At 53.3% G+C, this 14,586-nt stretch carries 10 protein-coding genes; 3 read left to right on the top strand and 7 right to left on the bottom strand.

From position 1 onward, the window contains the following. Positions 1 to 52: 52 nt before the first annotated feature. Together JT719_RS03055 and JT719_RS03050 are read right to left on the bottom strand one after the other, a co-directional pair. Positions 53 to 1,051: an alpha/beta fold hydrolase gene (locus tag JT719_RS03055; protein WP_207430947.1), complete on the bottom strand. Its 999-nt coding sequence runs from the start codon at positions 1,049 to 1,051 to the stop codon at positions 53 to 55. 113 nt (positions 1,052 to 1,164) lie between these two features. Beyond that, a complete protein-coding gene (locus JT719_RS03050; protein ID WP_207430946.1) occupies positions 1,165 to 2,490 on the bottom strand; it encodes a PQQ-dependent sugar dehydrogenase in 1,326 nt (441 codons plus the stop codon). Positions 2,491 to 2,777: 287 nt separating this feature from the next. Here JT719_RS03050 and JT719_RS03045 point away from each other — a divergent pair, with 287 nt between their 5' ends. Both JT719_RS03045 and JT719_RS03040 read left to right on the top strand, forming a co-directional pair. Further along, a complete protein-coding gene (locus JT719_RS03045) occupies positions 2,778 to 3,512 on the top strand; it encodes a GLPGLI family protein (protein WP_207430945.1) in 735 nt (244 codons plus the stop codon). Positions 3,513 to 3,535: 23 nt separating this feature from the next. After that, positions 3,536 to 6,307 (top strand): outer membrane beta-barrel protein, encoded by a 2,772-nt coding sequence (locus tag JT719_RS03040; RefSeq protein ID WP_207430944.1) that lies wholly within the window; start codon positions 3,536 to 3,538, stop codon positions 6,305 to 6,307. 126 nt (positions 6,308 to 6,433) lie between these two features. On the opposite strand, the gene JT719_RS03035 is transcribed toward JT719_RS03040, so the two are convergent. Both JT719_RS03035 and JT719_RS03030 read right to left on the bottom strand, forming a co-directional pair. Further along, positions 6,434 to 7,321, bottom strand: coding sequence for a phytanoyl-CoA dioxygenase family protein (locus tag JT719_RS03035; protein WP_207430943.1), 888 nt, complete (start codon positions 7,319 to 7,321; stop codon positions 6,434 to 6,436). Positions 7,322 to 7,488: 167 nt separating this feature from the next. Further along, entirely contained in the window at positions 7,489 to 8,238 is a 750-nt protein-coding gene (locus JT719_RS03030) for a glycine-rich domain-containing protein (RefSeq protein ID WP_207430938.1), read from the bottom strand. Between the two features lie 542 nt (positions 8,239 to 8,780). Between JT719_RS03030 and JT719_RS03025 the strand changes: the two genes are divergently transcribed. Then, positions 8,781 to 9,305, top strand: coding sequence for a hypothetical protein (locus JT719_RS03025; RefSeq protein WP_207430937.1), 525 nt, complete (start codon positions 8,781 to 8,783; stop codon positions 9,303 to 9,305). Between the two features lie 124 nt (positions 9,306 to 9,429). Here JT719_RS03025 and JT719_RS03020 read toward each other — a convergent pair whose 3' ends face one another. The 3 genes from JT719_RS03020 to JT719_RS03010 all read right to left on the bottom strand — a co-directional run bounded on the left by JT719_RS03020 (position 9,430) and on the right by JT719_RS03010 (position 14,586). Next, positions 9,430 to 11,889: an Ig-like domain-containing protein gene (locus JT719_RS03020; protein WP_207430936.1), complete on the bottom strand. Its 2,460-nt coding sequence runs from the start codon at positions 11,887 to 11,889 to the stop codon at positions 9,430 to 9,432. Between the two features lie 403 nt (positions 11,890 to 12,292). Beyond that, a complete protein-coding gene (locus JT719_RS03015; protein WP_207430935.1) occupies positions 12,293 to 13,396 on the bottom strand; it encodes a chorismate mutase in 1,104 nt (367 codons plus the stop codon). Next, a complete protein-coding gene (locus JT719_RS03010; RefSeq protein WP_207430934.1) occupies positions 13,393 to 14,586 on the bottom strand; it encodes a pyridoxal phosphate-dependent aminotransferase in 1,194 nt (397 codons plus the stop codon). Before JT719_RS03010 ends, JT719_RS03015 begins: the two co-directional genes overlap by 4 nt.

Here is a 14,586-nt window from a genome sequence, read left to right as displayed (position 1 = left end):
AGATTTTCAGGGTTTATCCAGAAGGGGAGGTGGGTTTATACCAGTTCGTTCCTCAGGATTTCAGGAAAGACAACAGCGGCTGGATGAACCGGTCATAGGCTTCAATGTGGGGCAAGTGACCCACGTTGTCCAGCTCCACCAGGTTGGCATTGGGGATCTTCTTGGCGGTTTCTTTGCCCAGGGCCGGGTAGTTGCCCAGTTTCTCGCGCGCGGCCGCCGGGGCATTGGCTTTACCCAAAGCGGTACGGTCCCGCTGCCCAATGAGGAGCAGGGCAGGCATTTTGAGTTGGTCAAACTCATACACCACCGGCTGGGTGAAGATCATGTCATAGGTAAGGGCGGCGTTCCAAGCAATTTTCGGGTAATCGGGGCCCACGGTCCAGCCGGCCAGCAGGTTCACCCATGGGTCGTACTCGGGTTTCCACTGGCCGCCGTAGTAGTTGTCCAGTTGGTATTTCTTGATGCCTTCCTGGGTCTGTTTCAGTTCCCCGGCGTACCATTTTTCCACGCTCTGGTAAGGCACCCAGCGTTTCCAGTCTTCCAGCCCGATGGGGTTCTCCAGGATCAGTTTTTCGGTAACTTCCGGGAACATAAGCGCGAAACGGGTAGCCAGCATGCCGCCCATAGAATGGCCCAGCACGGCGGTTTTCTTCACGCCCAGAGTATCTAACAGGCCTTTGGTGTTCTGCGCCAGCATCTGGAACGAGTACTGGATGTTCTGCGGCTTAGACGATTTGCCAAACCCAATCTGGTCTGGGATGATCACGCGGTAGCCGTTCTTGGCCAGGTCTCTGGCGGTCTGTTCCCAGTACGCCCCGTTAAAGTTCTTGCCGTGCAGCAACAGAACGGTTTTGCCGTTGGCTTTCTGCGGCTTCACATCCATGTACGCCATCTTAAACGACTGCTGCTGCACCTTTACCGGGTGAAAAGCCACCGGAAACGGATAAGTATAATTGGTTAATTCTGCATCAAGCGGTTTTACCTGGGCCTGCGCCAGAAAGCCGCCACAGACAAAAACTGCTACTAAAAAGAAAGCTCTAAACTGTTTCATAAATAAGTAATCGGCCTTGTTGGGGTGAAAGGCTGGTTGATTTTGGTTTGTTTTACGCAAAGAGGCCCCAAAACGCATAAGAAATAGGAATGATGGTCGGGTTTGTTCCAGGCTTACTTGGCGGCCACGCGCCAGATGGTATTGGCAGCGTCATCGGAGACCAGCAGGGAGCCATCGGGGAGCACCGCTATTCCTACCGGGCGCCCGTACACCTGGTTTTTCTCCGCATCGGCGATGAAGCCGGTCAGGAAGTCCTCAGGCGGGCCGCTGGGTTTTCCGTTCTCAAACGGCACGAACACCACTTTGTAGCCCACTAGTTTTGAGTTGTTCCAGGAGCCGTGTTGCCCTATGAAAGCGCCGCCCCGGTACTTGCCCGGAAACGCCGACCGCTTGTAAAACGCCAAACCCAACGAGGCAGTATGCGCCCCCAGCGGAACATCCGGCACCAGGGTCTTTTTAACCAGGTCGGGGCGCTGGCCCTTCATGCGCGGGTCTTCGTTCTGCCCGAAGTAAGCGTACGGCCAGCCGTAGAAACCGCCTTCTTTCACGCTGGTGAGGTAATCGGGGACCAGTTCATCGCCTAGTTCGTCGCGCTCGTTCACGGCGGTCCAGAGGGTTCTGGCATTGGGAGCCCAGTCCATGCCTACGGGATTGCGCAGGCCGCTGGCGTAGATGCGCTCCCCTGAACCGTCTGGGTTGATCTCCAGGATACAGGCACGCCGCACCTCGTGTTCCATGCCGTTTTCGCCGTTGTTGCTGCCCGAGCCCACCGCTATGTAAATCTTAGAGCCATCGGCGTTGGCAATGATGTTGCGGGTCCAGTGATTGTTGTAGCCGCCGGCGGGTAGTTCCAGGATTTTCTCGCCCCGGCCATTCAGGCGGGTCTGGCCGGGCTGGTAAGGATAGCGCCAAAGACCATCGGTGTTGGCCACGTAGAAGTAGTTGTTGAGTACCAGCATGCCAAAGGGTTGGTTCTGGCGCTGCAGAAAGGTATACCTTTCCTCGGGTACGCCGTCCTGGTTCACATCCCGGAACAGGGTAATGCGGTTGGCGCTGCGGTTCATGTTCTGCGATTTGTCCATCCCCGATTTGCGGGCCTCGCGGCGCTCTTTCCCGCGCTTAACGGTTTCCGCCTCTGAGACAAAAATATCGCCGTTGGGGGCCACGTAAATCCAGCGCGGATTGCGCAAACCGGCCGCAAACTTATTTACCCGGAATGCCGTGGGAGCCTCGGGCATTTTATCGGTGGGCCAGCCAATTACGCGGCTGTAGTTCTTGACGTTTTGGGTGGTATCGGGTGGGGGGAGCTTGGCCTTGTTTGCCGCCGAGGCTGCTTGGGAAGCAGTCTCCTGGTTTGTTTCTTTTCTGGCTTTTAAATCACAGGAATAGAGAAGAGAACAGGCTAACAGCAGGCCAACGGGAATCCGTAGTTTTTTCATAGAGTGGTGTGGCAGAGATCCGTATTTATTCAATGTATATACGCAGGTTCTGGAGGAAGTTCAGGATAGAATTCAGGCGACGAAAGCTAGTTCTTTGATTTTGAGCTGCTTTCCTGAAAACAGCTTCAAAACACCCCAATTCCCCGGTGGTTTCCTTCCCTCATGTGTTAAGGAAACGAACAAAAGTAGCCTATCTGACTTTAACAAGACTTTAACTTTTCCTTAGGTAGGCGTTAACACCTTCGCGTTGGGGCCTCGGTTACCTTTACCAAAAAAACAACCGACCTATGAAAACCCTCAAAACTACCCTTGTGATCTTGTTTTTGCTAAGCCTGGCTACTTTTTCCTGGGCCCAGGAAGGAGTGATTGTCTATGAAGTGAAGATGAACCTGCACCGCTCGCTCACCAAAGAACGCGAAGCCATGAAGAACATGATTCCGGAGTTCAACGTGAGCAAACAGGCTTTGTACTTCAATCCACAGGCCTCGCTGTACAAGCGCATGGTAGACGAAGAGGAGGAGGCCATTGCCGGATCTGGTGGGGGCGTGACCATGCGCATTAGAATGAACAGCGAAGAGCAGTACCTGCTACCCGCCGAATTCAAGAAGGTATCACTGCGGGAGTTCAACGGCAAAAAGTACATTGTGCAGGACAGCATCAGCACCTTGCCCTGGAAATTTACCGACGGCACCAAAACCATTCTGGGCTATACCTGCAAGCAAGCCACCTATTTTGACGAGAAACGGAACCGCACCGTGGTGGCCTGGTACACCGATAAACTGCGACCTTTCTTAGGACCAGAAGGGTACGCCTCTCTGCCCGGCGGCGTGCTGGAAATTGACGTGAACAACGGCGAGCGCACCCTGAAAGCCCTGCAGGTAGAGCTGAGACCATTGAAAAAGGGGGAGCTTGTGGAGCCGGTAAAAGGCGAAAAAGTTACCGAGAAGCAGTACCAGGCCATGATGAGTGAGCAAATGGAACGCATGCGCCAGAACGGCAATAATATGATCATCCGCAACTAAAAGCTGCCGCCAAGCCTACTTCTATGAAAAGACTTCTACTGATAGCCTGCCTGTTGGTAGGCCAGATCTCCTATGCCCAAAAGTTTTCGGTGAAAGGGAAAGTGATGGATGACCAGGGCAGTCCTTTGCCCTCTACCACCGTGCTTCTGCTCCAACCCAAAGACTCCACGCTGGTCACCTTTGGGTCCACCGATGCCCAGGGTGCCTTTGAGATCAAAAACCTGAACAAGGCCTCTTACCTGCTCAAAATCTCGTTTGTGGGCTTTACCTCTTACTTTAAAACCGTTGACGCGCCGGAGGGAACTGGTCCCGTTGAACTAGGTTCCATTCAGCTGAAACCCGCTTCCAATACGTTGGGCGAGGTGCTGGTGAAAGGCGAGCAGGACCCGGTCACCATTAAGAAAGACACGCTGGAGTTTAACGCCGGTTCTTTCAAAACCCAACCCAATGCCGCCGTGGAAGAACTCCTCAAGAAAATGCCCGGGGTGCAGGTGGAGAGCGATGGTTCCATAAGCGTGCAGGGCGAGAAGGTGCGGCGCTTGACGGTAGACGGAAAAGAGTTTTTCGGCTCAGATCCTAAAATTGCGGCCAAAAACCTGCCCGCCGATGCGGTGAGTAAGGTACAGGTCTACGACAAGAAATCGGACCAGGCGGAGTTTTCGGGTATTGATGATGGGCAGCGCACCAAAACCATTAACCTGCAACTGAAGGAGGACCGCAAGAACAGTATGTTTGGCAACGCCATGGTGGGGGCCGGGACAGATTCGCGCTTCCAGAGCAAATTCAACCTGAACCGGTTTCAGAAAGGCAAACAGTTCTCGGTTTTGGGCATGGGCAACAATGTGAACACGCAGGGTTTCGGGATTGAGGAGTACATGGCCTTTACGGGGGGCATGCAGCAGATGGCCTCGGGTGGGGCGTTCCGGATTGAGATTGGCGGCAACAACGGCATCCCGCTGAACAACGGCACCCGCACCAACGGCCTCATGAGCACGTACGGTGGGGGCCTGAACTTCAACCAGCAACTGGGCAAGAACACCGAAGCCAACGGCAATTACTTTCTCAACCACCTGAACCACGACGTACGCAACACCCTTGAGCGCGATGAGGTGCGGCCCACCGGCGCGCTGCGCTACACCCAGAACGGAACGCAGGAAAACACCAACACCAACCACCGCCTCAACCTGTCCCTGGACCACAAGCTGGACTCCGCGAACTCTATCAAACTGGCTACCACCGCGGGCATGAACCGCACGCAGGGGGAGGGCACCACCCAGAGCGAAACCAGAACCGCCGAAGGGGCTTTCCAGAACAGCAGCGATAACCATAGCCTCACTTCCGGCGACAGCCAGAACCTGAACGCCAGCCTGCTTTTCCGGCACAAATTCCGGAAAAAAGGCCGAACGCTCTCATTGACCACCCAAGGCAGCCTTTCTACCAATGACAACGAGAACCGCTTACGGGCCATCAATGAGTTCGCCAATTTACCGCGGCAGGAGATAAACCAGTTACGGCAGAACGAGACCAGTACGTACAGCTACAGCGGTACTTTGAACGCCACCGAGCCCCTGGGCAACCGCCGCTACCTGGAAGCCACGTACCTGTACCGCCAGAACCACAATGAATCTGACCAGCGGGTGTTTGACCTGAAAGACGGGGAGCAGTTCCTGAACCAGAGCCAGAGTAACCAGTACAACAGTAATTTCAGCTACCACCGGGCGGGCGTGAACTTCAGAGTGAACCGCGATGCCTTCAGCTTTGCCATCGGGCCGGCGTTTCAGCACTCAGAGTTGGTGGGCTACGTGCGGCAGAAAGAGAACATGCCGGTAAGCAAATCCTTTAACAACGTGCTGCCCAGCGCCCGCTTCAATTACGAGTTCAGCGGGAACCGGAGAGTGGAGTTGAACTACGAAACCTCGGTGCAGGAACCCTCGGTACGCCAACTGCAACCGCTCCCCGATAGCAGCAACCAACTGAACGTGTACGTGGGAAATCCCGCGCTCCGGCCCGCCTACCAGCACCAGATGCGCGTTAACTTCAGCATGTTCAACCCCACGTCTATGATTAATTTCTTTGTGTTCGGGTACATGAACTACACCACCGATGCCATCACCAACTCGGTGCGCTACGATGCCAACCTGGTGCGCACCACCCAGCCGGTGAATGTGAAGTACAACCGCATGTCTTCCCTGAACCTGAACCTGGGCTACCCGGTAAGAAAGCTGCACAGCCGCCTGAACGTTGGGGCCAACGTGCGGGAACAGCGCGGCATCAACCTGATTGACAACGTGGCCACCACCGTAGACACCCGCACCCTGGCCGGGAATGTGCGCTATGAATACCGCCTGGATCAGAAGTTTGATATCAGCCTAAGGGCAGATCTGAGCTGGAACACCACCGATTATAGCTCGGCGGAAAACAGAGACCAGAAGTTTGTGAACCAGAACTACACCGCCGAGACCAACTTGTACCTGCCACTACAGTTCCACCTGAACTCGGTGTTGGATTACCAGGTGTATAACAATCCGCAACTGGGTTTCCGGCAGAATATTCCCTTGCTGAATGCCTCCCTTGCGAAGCAGTTCCTCAAAAACAACAGCGGCGAGTTGCGCCTGACGGCCGTGAACCTGCTGGACCAGAACCTGGGCGTGAACCAGACCACCGGCGCCAACTACGTGCAGCGCGAGACCCTGAACTCCCTGGGCCGCTACTTTATGCTGCAGTTCACTTACAGCCTGAACAAGCACCTGAACCCCATGAGCGGACGGGGCGGCGGAATCAGGATTATGCGCTAGTTTTTCTAAACACGGGTAAAAGCAAAAGCTCTGCAGGAAACTGCAGAGCTTTTGCTTTTATAAATAACTATTGAGCCTGTTCTGTTTCAGAGCTGTTTTCTGGAAAACACTCCAAAATCAGAAATTCTAAGCTTCGCCCATCATCAATCCTTCAATGGTATGTGCCTGCACAATGGGCTCCAGTTTGTCTACCATCCGGTAGGTGAGGTGCTGCCGAACGTATTCGGGAAGTTGTTCATAAAACTCGCGGGAAATCTGCAGGTCGTGGCGTTCGGCATTGATGCCGCCGGGAGCGTCTACCCCTAGCACCAAAGCGGGCCGGGATTTATCTGAGTGGTTGGCGGTACCGCGGTGGATGGTTAAGGCAGAACGGGCCGAAATATCGCCCATCTTGGGCATCTTGCGCTGAGCCCTGGCCTCATACCGAAGGTAGTTAGACTTAGGCGGGAACATGCCGTGCTCAAAATCGGTGGGCAGATCCCACTGGGTGCCCGGGGCAATCTCAAATGGGCCCATGTCTTCAAACACATCTACGGTGGTGAGGTTAAAGGCCAGGGAGTTGATGCGCCGACCAATGATGGTGTCTTCCGGGGCAGGAAAGTCGCGGTGCCAGGGCTGGTTCACGGCTCCGGGATTCGGCACGTCAAAGCCAATTTCCACAATCTTGTAATCGGGGCCTAATACGGCTTCGCAGACGGTGGTCACCCAGGGGTGCGTCACCAGCTCTATGAATCCCCGGATGTTTTCAGGATGGATTTCCACGTAATGCCGCTTTGGCCCCCGGCCTACGGCACCGCCGGGTCTTTGCAGGGCATCCTCGTACAGCCGCAGAAGATCTTCGTGCAGCTGCTGCGCCCATTCCCGGCTAAAGGCCCCTTTCAGGGCAATGATGCCTTCGCCGTAAATGCCGCCCATGATCTGGGCTATATCATACGCCGGGTTGGAGAGTGCCTTGGGCAGCTCCTGGGTCAGCGTTGTATTCTGGTGTTGCGATTCTTTCCAACTGTTTTCCATAATTCCTCTCGCGTCTTACCTGAGTGTTAGAAATGATTGATCTACATTTTAGAACGGGAGGGGTTTGGTTTTGTTTCTGCAATAAGGCTTGGGTTGGAGACAGGTTAGAAAGAAGTACAAGGTTGTTTTGCGTAAACCGGCACGGGTTTAGGGAATGGCTCCGGAGATCAATCGCCTCCACAACCTCCACAGCCACCGCACCCGCCATCCCCGCCGCAGCCGTCAGAAGAATCATCCCCGCCGCTGCATCCGGCCCCAGCTCCAGCACTCAGAGTTAACCCACCCGCGGTGAACCCCACCTCTGAAGAGTCCCGAATGAAAAAGTACAGCAGGGGAACACCTACATTAATTAAAAGTAGAAGACCTGCTAACTGGTAGTTTGTCCTGAATAGAATAATGTTCAGGATGCCTACCAAAAGCACATAAAACCAAATCAATGCTTTGGGAGGTTTATTCAGTAGCAGAAATTTATGGGTGTCTACCCGCACAAACTTCGTTTTCTGAAACCTTTCTGATTTCTCCTCCCAAACGCCCGCCCGTGGTACATGCCCGAATACACGGGTGTACAAATCATAGGTGTAGGCATAGCCCTGCTGGTAATGAGCGGCTTCTGTTTCCCCGCCCTTGGTAGGGGTATGGTGCAGCAATTTGCCAAGCGTGTTCTGGCAGAGGTCTATCCAGTAAGAGTGGGTGTACGTCAAGTGCAGGTGCCAGGCTTGATCAACGGGGTCAGAAGGAGTAACGGGTTTATCCGAGATGCAACAGAGGTATAAAAACTTCTTGTATTCATCTACCACTTTATAGGCGAACGCTCTGGTCCAGCCGTTTTCCCGGGCCAACCGGTCAGAAAAGTTGAAGGTTGCGGTTGGATCATCCAGGTCAAATTTCTCCAGCCTTTCCCATAACTCTAAATCCACATGATGCATTTACAAATTCAATGAGTTATAATCTTTCAGAAGGGTAATATAAGTGTAGTAACCCTTTGCGATTGCTTGCAGAAATATACAGAACTTCTGAATCAGCTTCTATTCTGGCCTTATGAAAAAGAAAAGCTTAGATGCTCTGTTTTAGAGGAGTTTTTCTAAAAATGGCAGGAAATTATCATCAAACGCAAGTTCATGGTGAGCATGCAGTTACTCCTGAGCCAGCGAACTGTTCTGAGACTGCTTTTCTTTCCAACTCTGTTCTATAATGTAGATCGCTACTTACCGGTGGGTGTTAGAAATGCCTGATCTACTATCCAGTGAGCGGTACGGGTTGTGTTTCTGAGCGAAGAGGTTTTACTTCTGGGTTGTGGTAGGTGGAAGGATTAAAGCAGCTATGCGTTCTTAGGCTGTTTTGCCAAAACAAAGCAGAAAACGAATCCTTAGCAGGGGTGCCGAATAGCATCAGGTCTTCTGTTGGTACGAACTTTGCCCGAAGCGGATAAGTACACCAAACCCATACCGCCATGATGCCTATGAAGAAACTCACTTTATGCCTGGCCGCCGGATTTTTGCTTATTGCCGCGCCCGAAACCTTCGCCCAGGAGGGTAATGGTAAGAAAGGCAAAAAGGAAAAGGAGTATAAAGAGAAAGAGAACAAGGGGAAGCAGGAATACAAAGAACGCTACAAGGATAAGGAATACGGTGAGGGAGGTGGAAATGACCGTTATGAAAGAAGATCAGGAACCCTGGGCGATATTCTGGGCCGAGTGGTGTTCCCCCCGAAAGGCGTGTATGCCCCGAGAAGGTTAGAGGGAGTGCCTAAGGGGCATTATCCGCCGCCAGGCGAGTGCCGCATCTGGTACCCAAATCGTCCGCCGGGACATCAACCCCCACCCACCGACTGCCGAAACCTGATGGGCGTACGCTTAGAGCCGGGTGCGTTTATTTTACACGGCGACCGGGCGTATGATGCGGAGTATGACTGGAGAGAAGAAGAAAGACGCCGGCCAGGCTCCGTTACCCGTGACATTCTGGATATTTTGTTTCCAAGTAGATAGAACCAAGTCCTTAAGTTTGGCCACCTACAACGCTGAACCGTTTTGGACCTATTTTCTGGATAATAGATAAAAAAAGGCGGCTCCCAATGAGAGCCGCCTTTTTACCTAATCCTTATCCTAAAGTCTAATTTTTTACAAAGCGTTTGTGGGTGATCTTGCCGTTGTGCTGTAGCGTTAGGGTGTACAAACCGGCAGGCAAGTGCTGCACGTCTAGCTGGTTGCCCTTCAACTGGGTTTTCAGCACTTCTCTTCCGGTTACATCTGTGATGAGGATGGTGCTGCCCTTTAAACTTTTGACAGAAGCGAATTGCAGCTCCCGGTTAGTGGGGTTAGGGTAGAGGGTAACACTGGCTTTCAGTTCCGGGTCTTCTTTCACGCCCAGTGGTCCGGGACTGTAATAGATGTTGTCAATGAAAAACTCAGCCCCGGCCGGGGGAGTGGTTACAGAGGCAAACATAAACGCCTGATTCACTTTGCTCAAATCAAAGCCCGCTACCGTTCTGAACTGGCTGAAGGGGATAGTTACCTGGTGCCACTGTCCGTCCCGGATCAACCCATATTGGTTACCCGTCTCGGGGATGTTAATCCAGCTCTCCACAGCTCCGCCCTTAATGCCCACTTTAAAGGTGCCGGTGGCCGTAGTCTTCATGTGGAATTTAAGCTGCCCGTTAATGGCGTAAGTAGAAAGATTTCGGTCAGCAGGAAGCGCAATCCCGAAGCCGTACCAGCCTTTGCCCCCGGTTTCTTTCACGGCGATCACATCGGTGCCCTCAAAAGGCGAAGGAGCGGGGTTGGTAATGGCCGAAAGGGTTCCTTCCCAAAGGTACAGGCTGGCATCGGTGGGGTAATTCAGTTTCTCGCCTACAACCGTGGTTTCGGTGTATACTCCAAAGTTTGAACTGGCGCTCACAGCATTCACCACTACTTCCCGCACCGACGAGGTGGTGGTCAGGTTCTCGTTGTCGTAGGCTTTGGCGGTAATGGCGTAGGTGCCCACCGGTACGTTGTTCCAGTTGAAGGTATAGGGGCTCGTAGTAGCCGTGCCCAGCAAAGTAGTGCCGTTATAGAATTCCACTTTGGTGATGGTGCCGTCTGGGTCAGTGGCGTTGGCTTGCAGGGTGATGTTGGCCGGGCCCTGGAAAGGCGCATTCACGGCCGGAGCGGTTATGCTCACATATGGCGCACTTTTGAAAACAGAACCGGTGGTGTAGTAGATGTTGTCTACCTGAAAGTCAACGTTGGCGGCAGGCGCATCGGCGGACAGCATAAAAGTAGAAGTGACATTGGTGAAATCTACCGCCGGATTGCTGAAGCTGCTCAGCGGAATGGTGACTTCGTGCCAGTTCCCGTCACGTACCAAGCCGTACTGCTGCTGCCCGTTCTCAAAGTTGATCCACGACTCAGTGGTGCCGTTCTTCACGCCCACTTTGAACGTAGCCGTAGAGGAAGTCTTCATATGGAACTTCAAGGACCCGCTTGTCCGGTACGCCGACAGGTTTTTGCCTGGATGGTCTGTCCCGAAGCCGAACCAGTTGGCAGGGGTGGCCTGATACGACAGCACCTCCGTGCCTTCAAAGGGAGTGGCCGTCTGCGCAGCCAAGCCGTTCCAGACAAACAGGTTGGCCCCGCCGTCATAGTTCAGGCGGGCTATGGTAGGAACGGTCTCAGTGTACACCCCGAAGTTACCGGCGGCAATCACATGGTCTTCGGCTTTGTACAAGACATCACCGGGGTTCTGGTACAGCCTGATGTAGTCTACATACATCTTGGCCGGGAACGGAGCCGTGATGCCGTTCACAGTAGTGATTCCGGTGTAATTTCCGCCCACGGCCAGGTTCAGCAGCAGGAAGTGTGGGTTATGGAACTCCTCCAGGTCACTGCCCGCCGCCCCGGCAATGTTAAAGGTAAAGTACTCACGGTTGTCAATGTAGATCCCGATGGCCTGGCTGTTCCATACCATTTTGTAGGTGTGGTAATCATCCGTTAAGTCTGTGGGGTTGTCAAAATGGATGCCGTAGTCGGCGCGGGTATTGTTGTGCTCCCAGTGCACGGCGGCCCCTACGCGGCGGTTGGTCAAGCCGGCCTGAACCGCTTCCCTGATCCCCATCTCCAGGATATCAATCTCGCCGTTTGCCGGCCACACGCCACCTACCGAGCCCAGGGTCCACAGCGCCGGCCATAAACCATTGCTCAAATTCGGGATTTTGATGCGGGCTTCAACGGTGCCGTACTTGAACTGCAGTTTTGCTTCGGTTTTGAGGCGGGCGGAGGTAAACTGCCTCGTTTGGTAAGCTTCCTTGCGGGCTTCTATCACAAGATTGCCGTTTTCTATGCGGGCGTTCTCAGAGCGGTCTGTGTAGTATTGCAGTTCATTGTTGCCCCAACCGCAGAGGTTACGGTTACAGCCATCGCCTACTTCAAAACTCCAGAAGCTGGGATTGATAGCGGTGCCATCAAAATTCTCTTCCCACACCAACGTCTGGGCTTCAGACAATGAGGAAAAGGTAAGCAGTACACACAAGAGGGCAAGTGCCTTCCTGAAAGAGAAATGATTACGCTTGAAAGGTGAGTAGTTTTTTACCATACAGAATTGTTGAGAGTAGGGGATTTTGTTGGCGAAAGTACAGAAAAATGGTGCTGTTACTCTCTCTGCGAAAGTACCTTTCTTTCCGGATTTGGTGTTCAGGAGGAGTACTTCTTTACTACGTCAATTCTCAATAACCTACTACATCAATTCTACTTCATTTATGGTGAAAATGGGAAAAGGAGCCTAAAAACAGGCAAGAATCACCTTCATGCTGGATTTCATTCCCAGGATTTATAGTCTATCGAAAAAGCTGTTTCATGGCTGAGTAAATAAAAAGCCCCGACTGGAACAGCCGGGGCTTAAGGGAAATTTTATAGCAGTTTAGCGGGAAGTTGAAGAGACTTTATAGCCTCTTTTCAGAAACACCTTTTAGCGGGTGTTTTCTCTTCTGCCATATGTCTTACAACTCAACTTTGGCAGGTTCTGCCGCCGCCTGAACATGCAGGGAGTGCTGATGAATCTCCTGGAAGATAGCTTTTACAAATACTTCTTCCAGCCCTTCTCTGGCCGCAGCTTTCAGACGCTGCTCCATTACTTGTTCCCAACGACCGGTTTGCAGCAGGTTCATCTTGTTTTCTTTCTTGAGAAGACCAATCTGCTTGGCTACCGCTGACCGGCGAGACAACACGTTGATTAGCTCGTTGTCCAGGTAGTCAATCAGGTTACGCAGCTCGCTTAGCTCTTCTTCGTTTTGGGTAGACGTAAGCGGTACACGCTCTACTACCAAAGAAGCCAACAGGTTGGAAAGTCCTTCCGGGGTTACTTGCTGGGCGGCATCGCTCAGGGCCACGTCTGGGTTGCAGTGGGTCTCGATCATGAGGCCGTCTACCTGAAGGTTCAGCGCCTCCTGGCTGATTTGCTGCAACAAGGCGCGTTTACCGGCAATGTGGCTTGGATCGCAGATCAACGGAATCTCAGGCAACAGTTTCTTGAACTCGTAGGCCATGTTCCATTTTGGATGGTTCCGGTACGGGCGGCTATCGAAGGCCGAGAATCCGCGGTGAATGGCAGCCAGATCAGTGATACCGGCACGGTTCAGGCGTTCCAGGGCGCCTAACCAAAGCTGCAGGTCTGGGTTTACCGGGTTTTTCACCAGTACAGGCACGTCTACGCCTTCCAGCGCATCGGCAATTTCCTGTACTGAGAACGGGTTTACCGTGGTGCGGGCACCTACCCACAGTACGTCCACGCCTTGTTTCAGGGCATCGTTCACGTGCTCGGCAGTTGCTACCTCGCAGGCAGTGAGCATGCCGGTTACCTCTTTCACGGTCTTCAGCCATTTCAGGCCTACTTTTCCGATTCCCTCAAAAGCACCCGGACGGGTACGTGGCTTCCAGATCCCAGCCCTGAAAATGGTTACTTCCGGTACAGACTGCAGACCACGGGCAGTGGCTAGCATCTGTTCTTCGCTCTCGGCGCTGCAAGGGCCGGCAATGATCAGGGGTTGTCCATCGGCACGTCTGAAGATGGAGTTGGAAGACAGGGTCAAATGTTTGGTGCTCATAAGGAAAGTTCGGCTTTGGCCGAGGTTAAGTGTTTCTGGATTCTGTTTGTTGCTTCTTCTATTTTACTTTCTGGCAGGCAGAGCGAAATTCTTAAATAACGTTCGCCCTGGGTGCCGAAGATCTTTCCGGGAGTCAGGAAAACGCCGGCTTCGTACAGTATTTCGTCCAGGAAGGCCTCTACGTTGGACACCGCATCGGGTACCCGGGCCCAGACGAACATGCCCACGGCATTTTTCTGGTAGGAACACCCCAACAGCTCTAACAGTTCATAGACTTTGCTGCGACGTTGGGCATACAGGGCGTTTCTCTGGTCGTGCCAGCTATCTGGGTTAGACAAAGCCTGAATGGCGGCGTGCTGCACGGGTTGGAACATGCCGCTGTCCAGGTTGCTTTTCACCCGCAGTACACACTGCAGGTAATCTTGCCGGCCCAGCACCATGCCCACGCGCCAGCCTGCCATGTTATGCGATTTGCTCAGAGAATTGAACTCCAGGCAGCACTCTTTGGCGTTGTCCAGCGACAATAGGCTCAAGGGTTTTTCATTAGGCAACACCAGGCTGTAAGGGTTGTCATTGGCCAGGAGGAACTTATGCTGCAAGGCCAGGTTCACCAATTCCTGCAGGGCTTCAGAGGTGGCTTCGGCGCCGGTAGGCATGTGCGGATAGTTGATCCACATCAGCTTCACATCCTCGGCTTGTAACAATCTCTCTAGTTCCTTTACATCGGGTAGCCAGCCGTTTTCTTCTTTCAAGGTGTAGAAGATAGGGTCAGCGCCTACCAGACGGGCTGCGGCGGCATACGCCGGGTAACCCGGATTAGGCACCAGCACCCGGTCGCCGGGGTTCAGGAACGCCATGGATACGTGGAAGATTCCTTCTTTGGAACCCATCAGGGGCAGGATCTCTTTCTCGGGGTCCAGCTCCACTTCATAGGTTTTCTGGTACCACTGGGCAATGGCCTCCCGCAGCGGAGCGATGGAGTTGTACGGCTGGTACCCGTGCACGCCGGGGCGTTTGCTGGTTTCTACCAGGGTATTGATGGTTTCCTCAGACGGAGCCATGTCTGGGTCACCAATGCCTAAATTGATAATGTTGCGGCCCTGAGCATTGAGCGCACGTACTTCGGCCAGTTTGCGGGAGAAGTAGTACTCTTGTACCTGTTGTAACCGGTGGGCGCTGGGGATAATCAT

It is taken from the genome of Sabulibacter ruber (assembly GCF_017355955.1).
Classification (GTDB): Bacteria; Bacteroidota; Bacteroidia; order Cytophagales; family Hymenobacteraceae; genus Nibribacter; species Nibribacter ruber_A.
This window is presented reverse-complemented; position numbering and strand designations above follow the sequence as displayed.